The 22,473-nt window shown below is 39.4% G+C and carries 24 protein-coding genes; 20 read left to right on the top strand and 4 right to left on the bottom strand.

Annotation, left to right across the window (positions count from 1 at the left end):
* Positions 1 to 85: 85 nt before the first annotated feature.
* From LV92_RS05910 to LV92_RS05895, 4 genes are read right to left on the bottom strand one after another with little or no spacing between them, the layout of a single operon-like run.
* On the bottom strand, positions 86 to 1,018 hold the full coding sequence (locus tag LV92_RS05910) for a dihydrodipicolinate synthase family protein (RefSeq protein WP_170126290.1): 933 nt from the start codon (positions 1,016 to 1,018) through the stop codon (positions 86 to 88).
* 4 nt (positions 1,019 to 1,022) lie between these two features.
* Positions 1,023 to 3,362, bottom strand: coding sequence for a hypothetical protein (locus LV92_RS05905; RefSeq protein ID WP_111622716.1), 2,340 nt, complete (start codon positions 3,360 to 3,362; stop codon positions 1,023 to 1,025).
* A gap of 44 nt (positions 3,363 to 3,406) precedes the next feature.
* On the bottom strand, positions 3,407 to 4,102 hold the full coding sequence (locus tag LV92_RS05900) for a formylglycine-generating enzyme family protein (RefSeq protein ID WP_170126289.1): 696 nt from the start codon (positions 4,100 to 4,102) through the stop codon (positions 3,407 to 3,409).
* Between the two features lie 20 nt (positions 4,103 to 4,122).
* A complete protein-coding gene (locus LV92_RS05895; RefSeq protein WP_111622714.1) occupies positions 4,123 to 5,343 on the bottom strand; it encodes a hypothetical protein in 1,221 nt (406 codons plus the stop codon).
* A 483-nt stretch (positions 5,344 to 5,826) separates the two neighbouring features.
* On the opposite strand from LV92_RS05895, the gene LV92_RS05890 reads away from it, so the two are divergent.
* The 20 genes from LV92_RS05890 (at position 5,827) to LV92_RS05795 (ending at position 22,432) form a co-directional block, all read left to right on the top strand.
* On the top strand, positions 5,827 to 6,171 hold the full coding sequence (locus tag LV92_RS05890) for a rhodanese-like domain-containing protein (protein WP_111622713.1): 345 nt from the start codon (positions 5,827 to 5,829) through the stop codon (positions 6,169 to 6,171).
* A gap of 45 nt (positions 6,172 to 6,216) precedes the next feature.
* Positions 6,217 to 6,489 (top strand): heavy-metal-associated domain-containing protein, encoded by a 273-nt coding sequence (locus LV92_RS05885; protein ID WP_111622712.1) that lies wholly within the window; start codon positions 6,217 to 6,219, stop codon positions 6,487 to 6,489.
* 21 nt (positions 6,490 to 6,510) lie between these two features.
* A complete protein-coding gene (locus LV92_RS05880) occupies positions 6,511 to 7,539 on the top strand; it encodes a c-type heme family protein (protein ID WP_111622711.1) in 1,029 nt (342 codons plus the stop codon).
* A gap of 277 nt (positions 7,540 to 7,816) precedes the next feature.
* Complete coding sequence (locus tag LV92_RS05875) at positions 7,817 to 8,419, top strand: TetR/AcrR family transcriptional regulator (RefSeq protein WP_111622710.1); 603 nt, start codon at positions 7,817 to 7,819, stop codon at positions 8,417 to 8,419.
* Between the two features lie 113 nt (positions 8,420 to 8,532).
* On the top strand, positions 8,533 to 9,798 hold the full coding sequence (locus LV92_RS05870; protein WP_111622709.1) for a TolC family protein: 1,266 nt from the start codon (positions 8,533 to 8,535) through the stop codon (positions 9,796 to 9,798).
* A 22-nt stretch (positions 9,799 to 9,820) separates the two neighbouring features.
* The gene (locus LV92_RS05865) at positions 9,821 to 10,723 is read left to right on the top strand and encodes an HlyD family secretion protein (protein WP_111622708.1); all 903 of its coding nucleotides are present in this window, start codon (positions 9,821 to 9,823) and stop codon (positions 10,721 to 10,723) included.
* Positions 10,720 to 11,103, top strand: coding sequence for a hypothetical protein (locus tag LV92_RS05860; protein ID WP_111622707.1), 384 nt, complete (start codon positions 10,720 to 10,722; stop codon positions 11,101 to 11,103). Before LV92_RS05865 ends, LV92_RS05860 begins: the two co-directional genes overlap by 4 nt.
* A 3-nt stretch (positions 11,104 to 11,106) precedes the next feature.
* Positions 11,107 to 11,583 carry a hypothetical protein gene (locus tag LV92_RS05855; protein ID WP_111622706.1) on the top strand — a complete coding sequence of 159 codons (477 nt, stop codon included), beginning with the start codon at positions 11,107 to 11,109 and terminating at the stop codon, positions 11,581 to 11,583.
* Positions 11,584 to 11,619: 36 nt separating this feature from the next.
* On the top strand, positions 11,620 to 12,531 hold the full coding sequence (locus LV92_RS05850) for an ABC transporter ATP-binding protein (protein WP_111622705.1): 912 nt from the start codon (positions 11,620 to 11,622) through the stop codon (positions 12,529 to 12,531).
* Positions 12,532 to 13,266, top strand: coding sequence for an ABC transporter ATP-binding protein (locus tag LV92_RS05845; RefSeq protein WP_111622704.1), 735 nt, complete (start codon positions 12,532 to 12,534; stop codon positions 13,264 to 13,266).
* A gap of 10 nt (positions 13,267 to 13,276) precedes the next feature.
* Positions 13,277 to 14,383: an ABC transporter permease gene (locus tag LV92_RS05840; RefSeq protein WP_111622703.1), complete on the top strand. Its 1,107-nt coding sequence runs from the start codon at positions 13,277 to 13,279 to the stop codon at positions 14,381 to 14,383.
* Positions 14,384 to 14,587: 204 nt separating this feature from the next.
* Positions 14,588 to 15,709 carry an ABC transporter permease gene (locus LV92_RS05835; protein ID WP_111622978.1) on the top strand — a complete coding sequence of 374 codons (1,122 nt, stop codon included), beginning with the start codon at positions 14,588 to 14,590 and terminating at the stop codon, positions 15,707 to 15,709.
* The gene (locus LV92_RS05830) at positions 15,709 to 16,452 is read left to right on the top strand and encodes an LOG family protein (protein WP_111622702.1); all 744 of its coding nucleotides are present in this window, start codon (positions 15,709 to 15,711) and stop codon (positions 16,450 to 16,452) included. Before LV92_RS05835 ends, LV92_RS05830 begins: the two co-directional genes overlap by 1 nt.
* Entirely contained in the window at positions 16,453 to 17,352 is a 900-nt protein-coding gene (locus LV92_RS05825) for a hypothetical protein (RefSeq protein WP_245946276.1), read from the top strand.
* Positions 17,353 to 17,369: 17 nt separating this feature from the next.
* Complete coding sequence (locus tag LV92_RS05820) at positions 17,370 to 18,218, top strand: restriction endonuclease (protein ID WP_111622701.1); 849 nt, start codon at positions 17,370 to 17,372, stop codon at positions 18,216 to 18,218.
* 3 nt (positions 18,219 to 18,221) lie between these two features.
* Positions 18,222 to 18,794 carry a Pycsar system effector family protein gene (locus LV92_RS05815; protein ID WP_111622700.1) on the top strand — a complete coding sequence of 191 codons (573 nt, stop codon included), beginning with the start codon at positions 18,222 to 18,224 and terminating at the stop codon, positions 18,792 to 18,794.
* Positions 18,795 to 18,964: 170 nt separating this feature from the next.
* Positions 18,965 to 20,422, top strand: coding sequence for an NAD(P)/FAD-dependent oxidoreductase (locus tag LV92_RS05810; protein WP_111622699.1), 1,458 nt, complete (start codon positions 18,965 to 18,967; stop codon positions 20,420 to 20,422).
* A gap of 71 nt (positions 20,423 to 20,493) precedes the next feature.
* On the top strand, positions 20,494 to 20,631 hold the full coding sequence (locus LV92_RS21730) for a hypothetical protein (RefSeq protein WP_170126288.1): 138 nt from the start codon (positions 20,494 to 20,496) through the stop codon (positions 20,629 to 20,631).
* 229 nt (positions 20,632 to 20,860) lie between these two features.
* Positions 20,861 to 21,490, top strand: coding sequence for a DUF2202 domain-containing protein (locus LV92_RS05800; RefSeq protein WP_111622697.1), 630 nt, complete (start codon positions 20,861 to 20,863; stop codon positions 21,488 to 21,490).
* Between the two features lie 267 nt (positions 21,491 to 21,757).
* Positions 21,758 to 22,432, top strand: coding sequence for a DUF6799 domain-containing protein (locus LV92_RS05795; RefSeq protein ID WP_111622976.1), 675 nt, complete (start codon positions 21,758 to 21,760; stop codon positions 22,430 to 22,432).
* Positions 22,433 to 22,473 lie beyond the last annotated feature (41 nt).

The following is a 22,473-nucleotide window of genomic DNA, read 5'->3' as shown; positions in this document are numbered from 1 at the left end:
AGATAATATATTGACCCTTGTGTATTTTATCCCAAAGTTTTGTCAGAAATAGTTTAAGACACAAATATCAGGGATATAGCCAATGTCAGTGTATATTGGCTCTTTGGGCCTTAAGTTGGTTTTCGAGCATAATTATCGTATCTATATGTTTGTCTGCCAATTTTTTATGCACGGCATCAAAGGGAAGAATAGGATTACGGACATTGGGGGTACTATAAATGCCTTGGCGGAATAATAGCCGTTTAAAAAAATGAATGGAAATGTCCAGGTGTTGATTGGAAAAGGCCAGCACTGGAATTATTTTACCAAACAGTGCCTCGGCATCCTCCGTCCTACCTTCTGTGAACATACGGTATATACTGGTGTAAATGAAATGCATTCCGGTGGGCATAAAGGCATGTACACCTCTTTGAAGGCCTTCCATCATTTGGGTAACGGCCCATCCCCCGCTAACGTTCAATTTCCCTTGGGTGAGTTCTAAAATTCTGGAATATTTGGGACCGGCGGGTACGGTTTCAATTTTTAAACATCGAAAGGCAGCCACTTTTTCAAATAAATCAATTATTAGGTCATCCGATAGGCCATAACCGGTAGCATCCCAATCTTGTAGCATAATCATTTCCGGATCAAGGGCCGCCAATTCCATAAAATGTTTTCTGAACTGTTGCTCCTCGATAAAAGGAATTTGGAATAGCACATTCTTACCACCTAGATTTATATAGGCCTTTAGAAGTTCCCTGCTTTTGGATAGATCATGTTCCCCTGCACCTCCAATTACGGGTATCTTGTCCCCTACAGTTTCCAAAACCGTCGATAGCATTTCCAATCTTTCCGAATGGGATAATTTATATACTTCCGCGGCCATGGCGGGCACCAAAATACCGGCAACACCGGCCTTTAATGCTTCTTCTACATTGTTCTTTAAGGCAGCATGGTCAATGGTATCCACCTTGGTAAAGGGAGTGTTGAGCACGGTAACAATTCCTTTTAGTGGGAAGAGCTTTTTTGCGGCCAACATGCTATTATTGTTTAATAAGCCAGACATCGGTTACCCGTGATTGTTTCCTCCAATTCAAATGTTCCTCATCGGGCTTGTCAAAGCTTATTTTTAATTGACCATCCTTGATTAAATCTTTGGGAAGTGGAAATTCTTTAAATTCCTCAAAACCTTTTTCATATTTGGTAGGTTTTAGGCGTTCTCCATTGGCTCTTAATAGGGCCTCTCCATAACCTGAAACACGGATTAAATAATTGGAATCGGGATCCAGATCATTGTATTCCAAGGTAGGGGTAAATTGGAACAATTGGGTAGAGAGCCGCTTTCTACTTAAGCCATCGTTTTCCCATAGGAAGTCTATGGCATCATCGGTTTTGGAGGTTACATGCTTGGCATCCGCACTGGAAATATTGTCGTAAAAACTGCCTTCTCCGGGAGACTCATAGTTTTTAATAAATTCCAATCGCGCTAGCTTTTCCGCTTCCGATTTTAATTTGCCAATTTTATTAAATTCGTCCTCCAACCACCATCTATTGTTCAAGGGATAATCTATAAAATCCAAAATAGCCCCTCTTTCTGCACTACGTGCCTGATATTTCTCCACGCTGGTCTGTGCTCCAATGGATTGAAATAGTTTCTCGCCATATTCAAAAACCTTTTCCTTCAGGTCTTGGGAAACCAATTCGGTATCTGCTTTATTAATGTGTTGCAGGGCATCGTTCATAGCCTTATCCGCCCCAATGGTATTGGCCTTGGCCAGTATTTCATATGCTTCGCCTTCTAGTCTTTTTTCGTAGGCAAGTCGGTCTTGAATATAGGAGTCATAATAGGCGCGCATTATTAATTGTTGCCACCTCCAGTTATTTGCCAGATTGGGGTTGTTTTCTTCCAAGCTTTTCCACAATGCTAGGGTTTCTTTAATGGAATTGTTTTCCAAAATGGGTCCGTCCCAATTTTTTTCCAAATCAAATATGCCTTGTGCCGCTTCCTCGGCTACCTCTGGGCCAAAGAAGAATTGGGAGTATTCATGAATGATATCTTTGGGCTCTTTCTTGGAATCCCAGCCCAATTGGCTCCATAGAACTTTATTTACATCGTCATGGGAACCATCGGAATAGGTAATAAAGCCATCGGTATATTTGGTATCCCTCCTAAAAAGTTGGGTGTACATGAGGGGTTGCGGGTTAATAGGCTCCCTTCCCAGGGTCAGTCCATAAGCCTGATCCCAATTATCAACAGGATATTGACATCTAACTGTGTGTGTGATATCGGGATAAAAGCGGTGCATATATTTTTTCGGTAATCGCTCTCGTTCCAAATCTATTGGCGGACTACTGGGCCCGTAAACTATACCTTTAAGCCAATCTGGACTATTGGTGTCTAGATAATCAAAAAAATAGTCTACTTTTTCCTTATTAAAGCCTTGAAGCGAAACCCAAATACCTGCATTGGGATGGTATTTGTGCAAAATCTCCGACAAGTCGTTTAAATAAGGTATTAGTTGGGCAGGATGGTTTTCCCCTGGATCCCCACCCGGAACAAATACTCCGTCAAGTCTTGGGCATTTTGCATAAAATGCCTCTTGTTCTGCAAGTCCGTCCTGATGTGCATTTTTTATGGTGAGGTCATGAGGAGCTGGGGTCCAGACCCAATAATCGGCATCGTATTTCTCGCATATTTTGCTTAGTTCCACTTCCATGATTTGGGGATCTACCTTAAAGTGGGGACTTGAATCGGGCTCTTGAAAGGGAATGTTTTCAAAACTATTCGCCCCAAAAAGTACTTGTTCCCTAAAATGTTGATCAAACTGCTCCACGGTCCAAGCGTCCCAGGAATTGGCAGTATTCCTATAGCCGAATTGGTGTCCGCGAAGCGCGTATTCCGGGGATTCGGAAAAATCAATATTAGGGCTCAGCGTTATTTTTCCAATTTCCATTTTGGCTGTTCGCAAGAGTTTACCTATACCGTAAAGTATGGCCCTTGTATCCGCGCCAATAACCCATAGAATGTTTTTGTCCCCTTGGTGTTCATGGAAAATACTATATCCTTCTTTCTTTAATTCGGGGGTATTTTCGCCTTTACTGGCCGGTACTTTTGTTCCGAACAATTCCTTTTCATTGGCCAAGACCAGGGCAATGGTAGTTTTGGAATCCCAATTATTGTTTAATCCGAGTTGAAGATCGGTTCGTTTTTTAATTTCTTCTACTAGAACGTTGGCGGCCGTTTCTTGGATCGGAGATTTAATCTGGGCCGATATTACAATGTTTGCTTGGGAAAGGTCCAAGGTTTTCTGCTGCTCTTTTTCGCAAGACAGTATACTGCCAATTCCAATAAATACCAGCCAAAATTTTAGTTGTCTTTTCATCTTGTTAGACATTTTTTATAATACTGTTTTTTGAGAGCGTTGTTTTAATCTATGTCCTTTACACATCGTATTCCAACTGGATATACGTGTATTTTTTCCGGTAACACATAATAGCGCTGTGAGGTACGAATAAAGGAGTGGTTGTTAAAATTGGATCCGCCTCGCATTACTTTGTAGGTTTCGCCATATTGTTCCATAGGTACTGTATTGCCAGGGTAGGGTTTATACCAGTCCGATGTCCATTCCCACACACTCCCGGCCATATCATAGCAACCGTACGGACTTGCAGGTTTGGCTATGGAAGTTCCACGAGTCTCTTTTTGGTCCCAAACAACGTAGGTGTTGTCATAGGTATCTCCCCATGGAAATACGCGGCCGTCTATACCCCTCGCCGCTTTTTCCCATTCTTTTTCCGTAGGCAAACGTTTGCCTGCCCATTTAGCATAGGCGTCCGCTTTGGACCAGGTCACTATTGCTGCATTGTTCTTTTTTTCTGGGGGGAATTTAAAAGTGGGGTCAAATTTGGCAAATTCCGTATTGCTAACTTCATATTTGTCTATAAAGAACGCCTTTGTACTTGCAATTTGCTGAGGCCCTTCATCCGGGTCGCCATAGACGCTGCCCATAATGAATTCACCGGCAGGAACAAAAACCATTCCCTCGGGAGGAGTAGGCTTTTCTTGCCCTACTACAAAAAGTATATGTACTAAAAAAGTGAGAAGTGTTAAACAAGATTTCATACGCTTCCTATTATTTGTGATTACCATTTTTCATCAATAATACCGTAATACCTACCAAACCAATAATTTCTGATCATGGCAGCGGCGGTGCGTTCTTCCTCGGAACGTACCATTTTAAAACTGCCATCTTTTTGGGGAATTTTAAATTCCTTGGTATTGCGTTCAAATCCCCACATGTCTTTAATGCCCTGCTTTTTCTCTTCGGTAAAAATGTCCTCTCCTGTAAGTACTTTATAGACCATCAAAAACCAAATATTGCTTTCCCATGTAAACTCAATATCCTTCCAATCGTACCAATGTCTGTTTAAATTCATACGGTATTTGTTTAGTAAGTTGGGGTCGTCCTCTAGGCGAATAATCATATAAAGGGAACGGGCTGCGTGATAGTCGTCCCCCACATTCCGCCATTCTTTGGGGAATAGTATTTTGGAATTAATTTGGTGGTCGTCATAATGATAGCGGTCTATAAGCATGTGGTAGGCGGCATTGTACCGTTCCTTGCCTGTAATGTGATGTGTTACTTTAAGGGCGGCCAACATTTCCAATGAATTGAGTTCTTGGTGCGGAAGGTTAGGGCAGAAGTTGCCCCACAAGGTCATTTTTCCGTCCAGATCCGTAAGTTTAAAATTATTGTCCACCACCCTTCCTATAAATCGGTCGAGGAGGCCTGCTGCTTTATCCTTGTATTCCGCATCTGCACATAGTTCCCAGAAAGTTCCCACACCGTAAAATATGGAAGTAAACTTATCGGCGCTTAAATCGCCCAGCCAGCGGTAACCAGGCATGGAGGAGGATTGGTGCCATTCATGGTACCAAAAGACTTCTTCGTGCCAAAGGGGTTCGTTGGTCCTATTGAAACTCCGTGCCACCAATCCTTCAACGCCTGTAACTTTTTCCAGTTTTAATATAGCCTCGAAGATGTCATTGGCTATTTTCCTGTCCTTTGGGTCTCCTGTAATAGCGTACTTATGGGAGTAGGCGGCCAGCATTTCGGAAGTGGGATCAAGACAATCGGCCTGGGAACCAACTATTGGTTGTTCCAGTCCCGCAGGAGGAAAAATGACGTGTTGCATTATGGCTCCTTCGTTCCAATGGTTTCCAAGCATCAAGCGGTCAAACATTTCCACCTTTTTGTATAAGGGGTCTGTTTTCTTTGGGAATTCATTTACTTTTTGGGCAAGCAGGCCATGGTTTATAAAAGTGAAAACCGAAACCAAAGGCAATAAACAATATTTAAACATGGCTAGTTCCTATTTGTGTGCGTTTAAATTTTTCGTCGAAATGATTCTTCCTTTATTTCATTAATGCAATAATATTAACTCATTTTAATCAATAAAACCAATTAAATATTAGTTGGGGTTAATATATAATGCATATTAAGTAATATATATTATATCGCTATTGTAAAGTGTTCATCTTTTACTGATAGGATTGGGGAATAAAACGAATAGGGACTCCTATTTGGAGTTTACTTTGTACATCACTTTGCTGTTTACTGGTGGCATTACTTGCTTTTAAATTCTCTGGAAGTTAACTGTTTGTAAGAGCAAAACTTTTTTCGGTAAAAAGGCGTAGTGTAACAAAAGTTGCTGTGGACAACAAAAGCCTGGTCTATCTTTACACTATAAATGTTTTGGTTGGTTGTATAAGGAAACGGTCATTGTAAAAGGTGACGGTTTCCTTTTTTAAACAAGTATCATAAATTAACTCAAAAAAGAAATAATATGTCTATTTTTAGTACACTTTTCGGAACAAGCAAAGAGAAATCGGATAAAATTGAAATTTTGAATCAGGCTGACTTTTCAGCCGCCATAGCGGGTAAAAAAGTTCAACTTATAGATGTTCGGACGCCTAATGAATACGGCAGTGGGCACATAAAAAATGCTGTAAATGTCGACTTTTTCAATGCCGCAGGCTTTGAAAGATATTGTGAGAAATTGTCCAAGGATAAGCCTGTGTACCTGTATTGTCGTTCTGGTGCAAGGAGCCAGAGAGCGGCGCATAAATTGATAGGTATGGGATTTGAAAAAGTAGTTGACCTGAGGGGTGGCTACATGTCTTGGAGATAATATCCTTGCTAACAATAATTTATCAATTTAGCTTAAATTAACCCTATGAAATTAGCACTCAGTGTTCAAAATATAAAATGTGGGGGTTGTGCTAAAACAATTACCACCAAAATATCGGAATTGGAGAATATCTCGGAGGTTATGGTTGATGTAAATTCGGGAACGGTATCTTTTGAATCGAACAACGTTACGGCCACACAAAGGTTAAGGGATACCCTTAAAGCTTTGGGCTATCCTACAGTGGATGCCAAAAACGGCTTGGGAGATAAGGCCAAATCCTTTCTTAGCTGTGCGGCTGGAAGGATGATAAAGGAATAAATCCAAAAAAAAATTAGCTTTATGAAGAATCTATCTTTCTTGACAATCCTTTTAATCACCTTGGTTAGCTGTAAGGAGGCTAAAAAGGCGGAATCTAAACCATTAGAAACCACTGCAGAAAGCTCATCGGCTGATCAGGTAAAGATACATCCCGGTAAAAAGATTATTGAGACTGAGTGCTATTTATGTCATAATCCAAAGGCATCAGAGGTCAGCATGATTGCCCCTCCCATGGTAGCCATTAAGAAGCACTATATAGATTCAACAACTACCAAGGAACAATTCACAAAAGCTATTGTGGGTTGGATCAATGATCCACAGGAGGAAAAATCCAAAATGCCCGGTGCACTTAGTCGGTTTGGGATAATGCCCTATCAACCCTATCCCGAAGAAACCATTAACCTGATTGCCGAATACATGTATGACTATGAAATTGCACAACCTGAATGGTTCGATGAACATTTTCAGAGGGAGCATGGTAGAAGAATGGGCAAAGGAAAGGGAATGGGTAAAGGTATGGGAAATGGAATGGGCCCAGGTTCCAAACATAGAGTACAAGCGGATTATGGGGATATAGGTCTGGGTTATGCCTTGGCCACAAAAGCAGCACTGGGGAAAAATCTAATGAAGGCCATACAGGAAAAAGGTACGGATGGAGCGGTAGAATTCTGTAACCTCCGGGCCATAGAATTAACAGATAGTATTTCTGTTATGAACAATGCCCAGATTAAAAGGGTATCCGATAAACCTAGAAACCCACTTAATAAGGCCAACAAAGCGGAATTGGGATATATCGCTACTTTTAAAGAGCAGGTCGCCGCGGGTATCGAAGTGGATCCTTTAGTAGTTCCTGGTAATGAAGAAGTAACGGTATATTATCCTATAACTACAAACGCCATGTGCCTCCAATGCCATGGGAAACCCAACGAACAGGTCAAGCCTTCTACTCTGGCCACTTTAAGTAAATTATACCCGGAAGATAAGGCCGTTGGCTATAATGTAAATGAGGTCCGTGGAATATGGAGTGTGGTTTTTGACAAAAATAAGTAGATATTTTTTTTGGCCTTATATAGGTTGAAAGTCCTTATTGCCTTGAGCAGAAAATGTACCTAATTTCGATATCGGGTGTAGTGATATTTAGGAAGAAATAAGAATTTTAGAGCATTTAATGTATAGAATTTGTTTCTTATATAGCCCTCACCATATCCCAAAATATATTTTATAAATGGTTGTAATTAAACTAAATAACAAAGAAATATTGTCATTGTCCTTTTTGAATTAAAAAAATTTGTACATTTGTTAACCATTTAGTTAAACTATTTAGTTAATGAAAGATCAGAGCACAGAAGAAAACATATTAAAGGCGGCCATAAGCGTCTTCCAAAAGAAAGGTATGGCAGGAGCCCGTATGCAGGAGATTGCGGATGAGGCAAAAATTAACAAGGCCATGCTGCACTACTATTACAAGAGTAAGCAAAAATTGTTCGAGGCGGTATTTAGGCAGGCCTTTGAAAAGTTTGCTCCCCATATCAACCAGGTCTTTAATTCCGATAAAAGCGTTTTTGAAAAAATAACTGAATTTACAGATAGCTATATTTCCTTTGTCATGGAGAATCCATACCTCCCCAACTTTCTTATTCAGGAAATAAATAACAATCCGGAGTTTGCGGATTTATTTTTTGGCTCCGAAATCGCACCCAACCCTTTCCGCTTTAAGAAGCAAATAGCGGAGGAAATTGAGATGGGAATTTTAAAGCCCATAGACCCTAAACAATTGTTGCTAAACCTTTTTTCCTTGACCGCGTTTTCCTTTGTAGGGACTGGCCTGGTCTGTGGAATATTGAACTTGGATGAAAGAAAATTTAAATCCATGATGGAGGAACGCAAAATTTTGATTCCAGAGCTTTTAATTAATTCTATTAAAAAATGAAACATACTTGCTTAGTTTAAAACACACGGGGAAAATGATTATTTGGATGTTGCACCCACCAGAATGACTTTGTCGGGCTAGTGTGACCACTAAAAATCAATAAATAAATACACATGAAAAGACTTTTTTTAATATTAATTTTCACTATACCACTTGGCGCCTTGGCCCAGCAAACCCTAAGGTTGGAAGAGTGTTTTGAACTTGTTACGGATAATTACCCATTGGCCAAACAAACCGGATTATTGGAAAACCAGGTACAATTGGATATTGAAGCCTTAAGAACGGGGTATTTGCCCAAAATGGACCTGAACGCTCAGGCCACGTACCAGTCCGATGTAACAAGTTTGCCGATCGAGCTTCCGAATGTAACCTTAGAACCTCCCAATAAGGACCAATATCGCGCCACCTTGGATGTAAACCAAATGATTTATAACGGAGGTTTGATCAATGCTTCATCCAAGGTGAAGGAGGCAGCCTCAAAGGTAAACCAACAGCAGTTGGAAGTGAGCCTCTACGGATTAAAAAGCCAGGTCAATTCCATCTACTTATCGGTCTTATTGCTTCAGGAGAACCAGGCATTGCTCCAAGCCAAGGAAGAGCAATTAAAGGCTCGTTTAGAAGATGTTAAGGCCGGCGTAAAATATGGGACTTTGTTGGGGTCTTCTGAAAAAACACTGGAAGCGGAACTCCTAAAACTAAGACAGCAGTTCACGGAGTTGAGGTACAATAAATTGGAGTTGGTACAACGCTTGTCCTTACTTATTGGCATGGAATTATCGTCCAATGTAAACCTTGAAAGACCTGCCGTTTTTATGTCGGAAACCCAATCCGAGCGACCAGAAATTCAGCTTTTCGACCTTCAAAAGGAACAGATAGATTTTTCCTCCAAACTAATTTCAAAGACCAATCTCCCAAAAATCAATGCTTTTGCCCAAGGGGGTTATGGCAATCCGGGGCTGAATATGTTGGACAATTCTTTTAAAACCTTCTATATGGCAGGTTTAAAATTGAATCTGAACATCTTTGACTGGAACAAGACCAGGACCGAGAAACAATCCCTTGAAATCAACAAGGAAATAATAGATACCCAAAAAGAAACTTTTGAACTGAACAACAATTTGGAATTGGTAAAACTCAAGTCTGAAATTGATAAGATCGATGCCTTGATTTTCACCGATAGGGAGATTATAGTACTACGGGAAGATATCCTAAAAACAGCGGAATCCCAATTGAACAACGGTGTAATTACAGCATCGGCCTATATTACCGAATTCACAAATTTATATGAGGCAAAAAGCAATTTAAATCTACACGAAACACAATTGCTATTGCACAAAATTCAATACGAAATTACTAAAGGAAGCTATTACAATAACTGATAAATAACAATACCTGAATAAAATGAAACATCCATATTTAATATTGACAAGCCTTCTTATAAGCCTTTTAGGTTCATGCACCGGCAACGGGGGTAAGGCAGATGGTTACGGTAATTTTGAAGCTACGGAAATAACTATTTCCGCCGAGGCCAATGGAAAAATTTTGTTCCTGGATGCGGAGGAAGGCATTGTGCTGGGCCAAAATAAGGTTGTTGGGGTTATAGACACCGTTCAGCTCTCCCTAAAGCGAGACCAGTTGTTGGCTTCCAAAAACACTATTTTTTCAAAATCCAGAAACGTGCTATCACAACGCGAAGTTCTTAAGGAACAATTAAAAGTGGCCCAAAATGATAAATCTAGGATAGAGAACCTATTGGAGGCAAAAGCTGCAACTACCAAACAATTGGACGACATTAATGGACAGATCAACATTATCAAAGAACAGATTAAGAGTGTGGAAACTCAAAATTCGCCCATTATCAATGAGATAAAAAGTATAGAGATACAAATACGGCAAATTGAGGACCAGATCAATAAAAGCATAATTCAAAATCCGTTGAGGGGAACAGTCCTGGTAAAATATGCAGAGCCCAATGAAATTACTGCATTTGGAAAGCCCCTATATAAAATTGCCGACTTGGAAGATATGATCTTAAGGGTCTATATCAGTGAAAACCAATTATCCAAACTGAAAATTGGGCAAGAGGTAAGTGTAAAAATTGATGCAGGCGAGGAGATGAAATCATACCCCGGCGAGATTAGCTGGATTTCGGAATCAGCAGAATTTACCCCCAAGATCATACAGACCAAGGAAGAGCGTGTAAACCTAGTGTATGCGGTAAAGGTAAAGGTTAAAAATGACGGTAGTCTAAAAATAGGGATGCCGGCGGAAATGTGGATCACCTCAAAAACTACTGAAGAATGAAAACGACCTTGATCATAGCGACCATACTTGCAAGCCTTATCGGCATTCTATCCGTAATCTCAGGTTCCATGGTCCTATTGGGGTTACGCTCCGTGGATTATAGGGTATTGGATTGGTTGGTGGTCTACAACGTTTCCCTTGGAATTATATCCATTATGGTAGCCTATCAAATAGGCAAACAACATAGAAAGTCGAAATTAATGATAATCTCAATCCTTCTATTGCACTTATTGGTATTGGGCTATTTATACTTTTTTAATGAAAGCGTAGCAGTAGAAAGCATAAAGGCAATGGCTTTTAGGGTTGGCATATGGGGAGCAATTATACTTTTGACCCTAATCAAAATTCCAAAAACAACACACAACAATATAAAAATATGAATCATGAAAACGAAGATTATCTTTTTAACGATCCTATCCTTAAGCTTTATAAACTGCAAACAAGCGGTAAAGGAGGATACCAAGTCCCCTGGTACCAATTTAACTAAAACAGCATCGGGAAGTGAACAACATTTAAATACCAGTTGGATAGAGGAAATGTCCCTAAACAATGGAACAAAATGGGAGGCTAATCTGGAAACTACCTCAGGGGTAGCAGATATGGCCAAACTCGTAGCGGAAACCAAAACCATTTCTGTGGAAGACTACAGAAATTTGGGAAATGGTTTAAACAGGGTTAAAAATAACATTGTTAAGGAATGCACCATGACCGGAGCATCGCACGATAATCTGCATGTATTTTTACATCCGTTGATTCAAAAGATTGAACTATTGCAAAAAACTGATGACACCGAAACGGGTGCAAAAATTAAGGAAAGTATAAATGGGCACTTAAAAAGCTATTACACCTATTTTGACTAATATATAACGGTTAATTCTTATTGAACGCTAAGGAAAATGAGCATCATTCTAAACAATATCAGCAAATCGTACAACAAAGTAAAAGCTTTGGATGATATTTCCTTTGAGGTAAAGCCAGGGGAACTGTTTGGTTTGATCGGTCCGGACGGAGCAGGGAAGACAACCCTTTTTCGAATCTTGACCACCTTATTGATTCAGGATGGGGGTAAGGCTTCAGTGGCAGGTTACGATGTCCAAAAACAGTACAAGGATATTAGAAATCATGTGGGCTATATGCCAGGTAGGTTTTCCTTATACCAAGACCTTACCGTTGAAGAGAATCTTAATTTTTTCGCTACTATTTTTGGAACTACTATAGAGGAGAATTATGATTTGATCAAGGACATTTATATCCAAATAGAACCTTTTAAAGCCCGTAGGGCTGGAAAATTATCGGGTGGGATGAAACAAAAACTGGCTCTCTGCTGCGCTTTGATCCATAAACCCAAGGTGTTGTTTTTAGATGAGCCTACTACAGGGGTAGATCCCGTTTCGCGTAAAGAGTTTTGGGAGATGTTAAAACGGTTACAGCAAAAGGACATTACTATTTTGGTATCTACGCCGTATATGGACGAAGCCGAACTTTGTGATAGAATTGCCTTGATTACCAACGGAAAAATACTGCAGATAAACACACCCGAAGCAATTATTGCTTCGTTCCCAAAGAAAATTTATAAGGTACGTAGTTCCAACACCTATCAATTAATCGAAGACTTAAGAATTTACCCGGATACACATAGCGCCTATCCCTTTGGAGAATACCTACATTTTACCCCTAAGTCCGAAGTTTTTAGGTCAATGGATCTAACCAAGTATTTGGCGGAAAGACATCATAAGGAGATTGAGGTTAAAGAGACCGTAGCAACTATTGAGGATACCTTTATGGATCTATCAAAAGCACATGAATAGATGACAAAAGATAATATGATACAGGTTCAGAATTTGACCAAAATGTTCGGGGATTTCACCGCAGTCAATAACATCTCTTTTGAGGTGGAAAAAGGAGAGGTTTTTGGATTTTTGGGAGCCAATGGTGCTGGAAAGACAACGGCTATGAAAATGTTGATCGGTATTTCCAAACCTACACATGGTGCCGCCACCGTGGCCGGATATAACGTGCTTACAGAGGCCGAACAGGTAAAAAGGAATATTGGGTACATGAGCCAACGCTTCTCCCTGTACAATGATTTGACCATTAAGGAAAATATTGTCTTTTTTGGGGGGATATATGGCTTGTCATCTGCGGACATCAAAGAAAAATCCCAGGCCATGATCAATGAATTGGGATTGCATGATATGGCCGATTCCTTGGTAGGTTCCCTCCCCTTGGGTTGGAAACAAAAAGTAGCCTTTTCAGTTGCCCTGCTCCACAATCCAAAAATTGTTTTTTTGGATGAACCCACGGGAGGAGTCGACCCCATAACCAGGCGCCAATTTTGGGAAATGATCTATATGGAAGCCAATAGAGGGGTTACCATTTTTGTAACTACCCATTATATGGACGAGGCCGAATATTGTGATCGGGTATCCATCATGGTAGCCGGAAAGATAGAGGCTTTGGACACGCCAAAGAATCTCAAACGTCAGTTTCAAGTAGATTCTATGAATCAGGTATTCCTGAAATTGGCGAGGAATATAGAATAATTAGGGAGAAATGAACAGATTTATAGGATTCATCAAAAAAGAATTTTACCATATTTTAAGGGACAGGCGTTCCCTGTTTATCTTGTTCGGCATGCCCATAGTGCAGGTGATGCTTTTTGGTTTTGCCATTACCAACGAGATCAATAATGTGGATATCGCCATTTTGGATCACTCCAAAGATGTTAATACGAAAGAGATCATAAATAAAATAGCGACTTCGAAATATTTCAGTATCAAAGGGTTTATAAGCCATGAAGATGAGATCGAATCCACTTTTAAAAAAGGGAAGATAAAAGCGGTACTCAATTTTGAAAAGGATTTTGGCAAAAACTTGGTCACCCAAAAAAAAGCTACCGTTCAAATTCTTACCGATGCTACGGACCCCAATACAGCGAATACCATTAGCAATTATGTAGGGTCTATTTTACAGAATTACCAACAGGAATTAAATAAAGGTTTAAACATGCCTTACCAAATAGTGCCAAAAACAAGAATGGTGTTTAATCCGGAACTAAAAAGTGTATATATGTTTGTGCCTGGGGTTATGACCATAATCTTAATGTTGGTATCGGCCATGATGACCTCAATATCCATTACCAAGGAGAAAGAATTGGGAACTATGGAGATTTTGTTGGTGTCCCCCTTAAACCCAATTCAAGTTATTGTGGGCAAGGTAGTTCCATATATTTTGCTTTCCATCATAAACGCTGCAGTTATTATTCTTTTGAGCATTTTTGTTTTTAAAATGCCAGTGCAGGGCAGTCTGTTTTTATTAGGGGCGGAGAGTACCTTATTTATAGTAAATGCCCTGTCGCTCGGGATTTTGATTTCCACAATATCCTCCACACAACAAACGGCAATGATGATTTCTTTAATGGGGCTCATGCTGCCGGTTATATTACTGTCGGGATTTATTTTTCCCATCTCCAGTATGCCTTTGCCCTTGCAATTGATCAGTAATATAATTCCTGCCAAATGGTTTATAATGATTTTAAAAGGAATTATGCTTAAAGGAGTTGGATTGGCCTACGTGTGGAAAGAAACCTTAATATTGATTGGGATGACCATATTTTTTATTGCCTTGAGCGTAAAAAAATATAAAATAAGATTGGAGTGAAAGAAATTTGGCAAGTAGTCAAAGCCTTAAAAATAAATTTAAAGCCATTGATTACCAATTAATTAAAGTTAATGTTTCTGTCTCCTCGAGCGCAGTCGAGAGGTTTTAGACGAATAGATTTTTAAAGTGAGGTCTCGACTGCGCTCGACTGGACCACATAGCTTAGACAACTCACTTTTTTAAATGCGTATTACAAAAAAGAATATGAACATCATCCGCTATATCATCCAAAAGGAATTTAAACAGATCTTTAGAAATAAGGCGATGCTCCCTATTATTTTTGTTTTGCCATTGATCCAACTGATCATCCTATCCAATGCGGCAACTTTTGAAGTGAAAAATATAAAGTTTGCCTTTGTTGATAATGATAAAACTTCCCTTTCACGGGAACTAGTGGAAAAATTTGAAGCTTCCTCTTATTTTAATGTGATGACCGACTTTCCATCGGAAAAACTGGCGAGTAAGGCAATGTTGGAAGGGAAAGTGGATGTGATTTTAGAGATTCCGTCTTATTTTGAAAGGCAATTACTTAAAAATAAAAAAGCGGATCTGTCCGTTATAATCAATGCCATAGATGGTGCCGCTGCCGGAGTAGAAAATGTATATATCAATCAAATTGTACAACAGTTCACTAAAAAGGCACAAGTGGAATTATTCCTGTTTAACAATTTGGGAAACCAGCCGCAGAATATTGAAACCATTCCTTCCTTTTGGTATAATGAGACCTTAAATTATAAAACTTTTATGGTGCCCGGAATATTGGTTCTATTGGTAACAATGATTACCCTATTCCTTTCAGGTATGAACATTGTTCGGGAGAAGGAAATAGGTACTTTGGAGCAAATTAATGTTACCCCAATAAAAAAATACCAGTTTATTATTGGAAAATTATTTCCTTTTTTGGTTTTGGGCATGGTATTGTTGACCGTGGGTTTGATCATCTCTAAAATGTTGTTTCAGATTCCAATTGTTGGAAGCCTAACCTTAATGTATCTCTATACCATTATCTACATTTTGGTGATTTTGGGCATGGGCCTCTTTATTTCCAATTTTACCGATACTCAGCAACAGGCCATGTTTATAGCCTGGTTTTTTATGGTCATTTTTATTTTAATGAGCGGTTTGTTCACGCCCATCGAAAGTATGCCGCAATGGGCGCAGTTGTTAACTGAATTCAATCCTATTAAATATTATGTGGAGGTCATGAGAATGGTGATGCTAAAAGGGGCCGGCCTGTCCGATATTTATCCACAAGTATTAAAGACATTCTTATTCGCCATTGCCATGAATGCTTTGGCAGTAATCAGTTATAAAAAAACAAGTTAATGGAAAACAACCACAACCACAACCGATTACAGCCGGAAGAATCCCGTTTTCTATCCGGACCGCTCTCCAGGTTTAAAGAACTGCTTTTCACCTTTAGGGTACAATATAGTTTTATCAGGGCATTTAGGAAAATGCACTTTATAGGTCCTTGCGTAACGGTTTTTGGATCCGCCAGATTTGACAATAGTAATCCTTTTTACAAAAAGGCAGAACAGGTTGGAGCGGCATTGGCCAATATGGGATTTACGGTAATGACGGGTGGCGGACCGGGAATTATGGAAGCTGCAAATAAAGGGGCTTATGAGGCGGGAGGTTATTCCGTAGGCTGTAATATAATACTGCCCTTTGAACAAAAACCTAATCTCTATCTGCACAAATGGATCAACATTAGGTATTTTTTTGTACGGAAGTTCTTGTTGATCAAATACTCCTATGCCTTTGTGGTTATGCCTGGGGGAATGGGTACCTTGGATGAACTCTTCGAATCCATAACCCTGATACAGACCAAGATGATTCAAAATTTCCCCGTGGTCATTTTCGGATCCGAATACCATAAAGAGCTCTGTGAACACATAAGAATTATGGCAAAGAACGAAAGTATAAGCCCTAAAGACATGGAGTTATTGTTTGTAACCGACTCTGTTGAAGAGATGGCAAATCATATAAAAACCCACGCCATTGAAAGGTTTAAACTGGTAAAAAAGCCTCAAAATCCTACTTGGTGGTTTGGGGAAAAAAAATAAATGAAAAGGATTTTCCTAATAATGATCTTGTTGAGTCTCTTTGTTTGTAAATCCCCTGCGCAAGGGATAACGGACAGCTTGCCTCAATTTAACCTAGCTAAAATAGCCCAGGTGAATCAAGGTGATAGTTTTATTACTTTTCCCACGGATATTGGCAATTTGGAACCCTTGATGTTCGAGGCCAATGTTAACCCCAGTTTTGTGGTCCGAAAACGAAAGGATTCCAGATTAATGGCCGTACTCACCGCTCAAATTACGATCCGAATGTACAACGAGGATTCTTATCCCGTGAAGACACCTAGCTACATTCCCCAGATTTCCGCCTATTATTTGGTTGGTGCAAAGAATTCAGCAGACCAGTCTACCATCTTTGTAAAAATGGGGCATCATTCCAACGGACAGGACGGTAGTTTTTACGATGCCGACGGAAACATCAATCTACAAGCTGGAAACTTCGCCACCAATTTTTTTGAAATGGGCTGGGTAAAAACGGACTACAGCAGTAATTTGAAGGCAGAAAAGATATTTAAAACCTCATTGGAAGTGCATCCCAGAAGCTGGATGCTCCAAGAACTGCATGGACAATATAGTGGATTGCGCTGGCACAATTCATTTTTGGCCTATAAACTTCCTTTAAAAATGGGTCCTAGAGGGTCCATAAAGGCCAATTTTTCTTTAAAGGCAGAAACTATATGGAGTTTGGACAGCCTAAATGATTGGGACACCTTCAACATAAAACGCCTTAATGCGAGCCTCACCTTTTACTACCATCCAAAGTTTTTGGAGGATATCGGGTTCTTTGTTCGCTATTACCATGGTATGGATTATTACAACATCTATTTTCAACATCGATTGGATGTGGTTCGTTTCGGTATAATGACAGAATTGCTAAGGTTTTAAACTTAAATGAAAAAGACATGGAGGAAAAGCAGATTACGATCAAAAAAAGTTCGGGGAACCTGGAACCGTTTTCTTCTAGAAAACTGAAAGATTCTTTAAGAAACTGTGATGTATCGAGTGATGAAATCGATTCTATCATCTCGCAGGTAATACCGCAACTATATGACGGGATATCATCCAAAGAAGTCCATAATAAAGTTTTTCCCCTATTAAAAAAATACGACAGGATTTCCGCATCCAAATACCTATTAAAAAAAGGCATTTTCGAACTGGGACCAACAGGATTCCCTTTTGAACGTTTAATAGCCGCGCTTTTGATGGAAAAGGGATACCATGCCACGGTCAGCGTAGTCCTAAACGGGAAATGTGTAACCCATGAAATAGACGTTTTGGCCGAGAAGGACAGGAATACCTATGCCATAGAATGCAAGTTCCATTCCCATCCAAAGGACGTTAGCAATGTACAGGTGCCGTTATACATCAATTCAAGATTTTTGGACGTGCAACAACAATGGAATTTCGACCCCAAGAAGACGACCCATTTAAAGCAAGGTTGGTTGGTTACCAATACCCGATTTACAATAGACGCCGTAAACTATGGCAAATGCATTGGGCTGACCTTAATGAGCTGGAATTACCCTAAAAACAATGGAATGAAAGCCAATATAGATGCTTACGGACTATACCCAATCACCGTACTTACTACTTTGACCAAAAAAGAAAAGAATCAGTTGATAGCAAAAAATATTATTTTGGTGAAAGAACTTGTTAAGGAACCCTATCATTTAAATGAGATGGAAATAAGCCCTGGAAAAATCAATAAGATACTTTTAGAAGCGGGTCAATTATGCCGTACAAAATTATAGGTTATGGAAAAGGAAGTAAACAGTTTGACAAAGGCAGATCTACGAAAAGGGAAACGCCATAAATATGATGCCCGTGGCGTACAAACACTTTTTAAAACGCTTTCTAGAAACCATTACAATCTGCTAAAAATGGTGGATAACAAGGCTAGGATCGTTTTGACCGTGAATTCCATAATTACGTCCTTGTTATTGGGAATCCGGTTCATCAATACAGGAACCGGTGAGTTAAATATAAATACAGGCACCAAAATATTGGTGATCAGTAGTATGTTGTCCATGATATTCGCTTTGTTGTGTATGTTGCCCCATCGGTATTTCGGCAAAAAATATAGGAAAAGTGGCTACAAGGGTACCTTGTACGCCGAGAATTTTTCTTCCTTATCCCTGGACGAATTTAAACAGGAATTTGAACGCATAATGGTAAGCGGTCAGAGCGTTTATGATGAAATGGTCACCGACCTTTATTTTTTAGGTAAAATTATTTCTATGAAACAAAAACTTGTGACCATATCCGTAGGCATATTTTTATTGGGCCTAATTGCAACTATTATCTACACACTGAGCACAACGATTTGATAATATTCCATTTCCAATTAAAGTACCTTTTCCCTCTGTAACAAATGTTGCTGTGGAATAGATTTTAAAGTTTCAAATTTATAGTGGTTAGAATATTTAACATACTGATAATAATCATGTTAAGTAGTTGAGCTATGTACTAAATTTATCTTTAAATAAATCCAATCGCAATGTCAAAAATAGTTATTTTGGGTGCTGGAATCTCTGGTCATGTGGCCGCAGCGCACCTCCGTAGAAAACTCCCCAAAGAACACGAAGTTTTAGTGGTATCCCCCAATAGCAATTACCAATGGATCCCTTCCAATATTTGGATAGGAATTGGAAGAATGGAACCAAAGGACATTATTTTTCCGTTGGCTCCACTTTATAAAAAGAAAAAAATAGGGTATAAACAGGCAAAGGTGGTCACCTTTCATCCCGAAGGCGATAAGGAAGTGGAAAAACCTTTTGTTATGGTGGAATATGTTACGGAGGACCAAAAAGGGAAACAGGAAAAGGTTACCTACGATTATCTGATCAATGCAACAGGTCCCAAACTGGCCTTTGATATGACGGAGGGTCTGGTACCTGGCACCAACAAGGCCTATTCCGTTTGCACCTACCATCACGCCAACCAGGCTTGGAAGGCTCTTGATGATTTAATTCAGCAGATGAAACAAGGTAAAAAGGCCAAAATATTGATTGGTACCGGCCATGCCAAGTCTACCTGCCAAGGTGCTGCTTTTGAGTACATTTTAAATGTAGAACAGGAATTAAGACGGCACAAGGTCCGGGATATGGCAGAATTGGTCTGGATTGCCAATGAGCCGCATCTGGGAGATTTTGGAATGGATGGGATGCTTTTGAGCTATGGCAACAACATAATGAAGTCGAGCGAAATGGTAGAAATGGTTTTTGAAGATCGTGGCATAAAATGGATCATTGGTGCCGGGGTAAATAAAATTGAAGATGGAGTGGCACATTATGAAACTTTGGATGGGGAATACCATAAGGAAACATACGATTTTGCCATGCTTATCCCCGCTTTTTCTGGCCATGGCTTTAAGGCCTTCGATAAGAACGACCAAGATATTACGGAAAAATTGTTTAAAGGCTTTATGATCGTAGATGCCGACTATACCCCTAAACCCTATGAGGAATGGTCCGTTCAGGATTGGCCGGAGACCTATCAGAATCCGTCCTACCCCAATATCTTTGCCCCGGGCATAGCTTTTGCTCCCCCGCATGCTATATCAAAACCCAGGGTAAGTAAAAATGGAACGGCTATTTCCCCATCGCCCCCAAGAACTGGGATGCCGTCTGGCATAACCGCAAAGTTGGTGGCCGATAATATTATAGATACCATAAAGAATGGCAAGACCTCCCTGCGTCACCGGGGATCCATGGGCAACATGGGTGCCGCATGTATAGCCTCAGCTGGTTATGGAATGACCAAGGGAAGCGGAATTAGTATAACCACTTTTCCCATAGTTCCCGATTATAACAAGTACCCTGATACCCAGGGACGGCAACTGGGGAAAACCTTTGGGGAAATTGGTCTGGCCGGTCATTGGCTTAAATTGGCCTTGCACTATGCCTTTCTTTATAAGGCCAAAATGAGACCTTTTTGGTGGTTGGTTCCAGAATAAAAGCCCTTCCTACTAAATTTAGGAACGCCAAATGGCAATTAAAAATACCCGTTAACCCAAAAATTAAAAAAATGACACGAAGAATATCAAAATCCAAGCGTTTTTATATGATGAACCCTATTATCCAATTTTTTAAATTCATTTGGTTGAGTATAAAAATTATGTTGATCGTTGCAGGTGGTCACGGGGGCACCAGAAAGACACAATAAGTTATCCCGGACCATAATGTGTTTTGTACGGAGTAGTGAATTGAAATCTAATCTGGGCAAAGGAAAATTATAATCTTGAAATTTAGCTTTTCCCTAGCTGAAATTTAGAAAATCTTCCAAAAAAATTTAACATTCCTTTATATTTCAAGGCTGAGGCTTGTGTAACTTAAGTGGCTGTATATCTGTTTAATATGTTGGATATTGCTTATGTAATTTAAATCTATTAGCAATGAAATTTTTTAAACAGATAAAAATCAATTTATTCATTTTTGGCTTGCCGTTACTGTTGGCAGTGTTCTCCTGTAACAATGATGATTCATCCGTTGCGGATCTGGAAAATACAAACCTCACTAGTGAAGACAATGCGGCATTACTGTATATGTTGGAAGAGGAAAAGCTGGCACGGGACACCTATACCTATTTGGAGGATTTATGGAATATCAATCAATTTTCAAATATTAAGAAAAGTGAACAAAGTCATATGAATGCCGTTATAGGCCTTTTGGATCAATACGATATTTCCTATACCCTTATGCCTTATGGCGAATTTAACGATCCGGTTATTCAGGATTTATATGATGGCTTTATAAATCATGGAAGTGTATCTAGTACCAACGCCTTAGAAGTTGGCGCCAACATTGAAGATTTGGACATTGTGGATTTGGCCATTTATATAGACGCCACGGCCAACAGTGCCATGATCCAAATATTTGAAAGCCTACAATGTGGTAGCCGCAACCATCTCAGGAGCTTTGTCAATGCCATTGAACTTTCGGGGAATACTTATGAACCCCAGTATTTGACACAGGAAGACTATACCCTAATAATCAATGATAGTCGGGAACAGTGTGGTCCGTAAAGGATTTTATTAAACAGACTTCCTAAAAAAGAACTGAATAATTTGGCCGACCCAATTTTGGGCACAGTTCAAATACCTTAAACTTGTTGGCTGTCTTAAACTATATTCCTTGACCACAAATAACTTTAGTTAGGTCTTCTTGTGTAACAATTGTTACACAACACTAGTTGTAACTTACTGATTTAAAACATATTAACTGACTTAAATCATATTATGCTATTAATAAAGAACATACATTTAGACATATTAATTTATAAAACACAAATCATGAAAAGAATAATTTTTACAATGGTATTTATTGCATTTGGATCAATAATGCTTAATGCACAGGACCAAGACCAATTGCGCGATAGGGACCAAGATCGATTAATGTTGGTGGATGGTGACGTGCTTCAAATTAGAGATCGCGACCAAATAAGGCTACAAGATCCCATAACATTAAATGATGGAACGGTAGTAAATCCTGATGGTTCTTATGTAACAAGGGATAAGGATCGTTTACGTCTAAAGGATGGGGAATGTTTGGACAATGATGGTATTAAATACCGCAATGAGTACCAATACAGATACAAAGTAAAACAGGAGAACAAAGGTCTTACCGAGGCTCAAATGCAGGAACGTAACCAAAATAGGTTTCAGATCATGCAAATAGGTGGGGAAGTATATCAAATTAGAAATCAAGAACAAAAACGTCTTCAGCAGCAATTAAACCTCGGCGACGGAATATTAGTTAATCCTGATGGAACCTACCAAAACCAAGACCGTAAACAACTTAAATTGCAAGATGGAGAATGTTTAAATATGGATGGTGTCATGTTTAAGAATTCATATCTACATCGTAAAATGATGGTTCAAAAAAATATGAAAGTAAACAAAAACATGAAGATGAAAAGCGGAGTTAAGAAGTCAATGACTATGAAAAAGAATAAAAGCAACAATTAAGAAAAAACAATGGGATGTAGGAATTTAGAAATTCCTACATC

It is taken from the genome of Arenibacter echinorum, assembly GCF_003259375.1.
Lineage (GTDB): Bacteria > Bacteroidota > Bacteroidia > Flavobacteriales > Flavobacteriaceae > Arenibacter > Arenibacter echinorum.
This window is presented reverse-complemented; position numbering and strand designations above follow the sequence as displayed.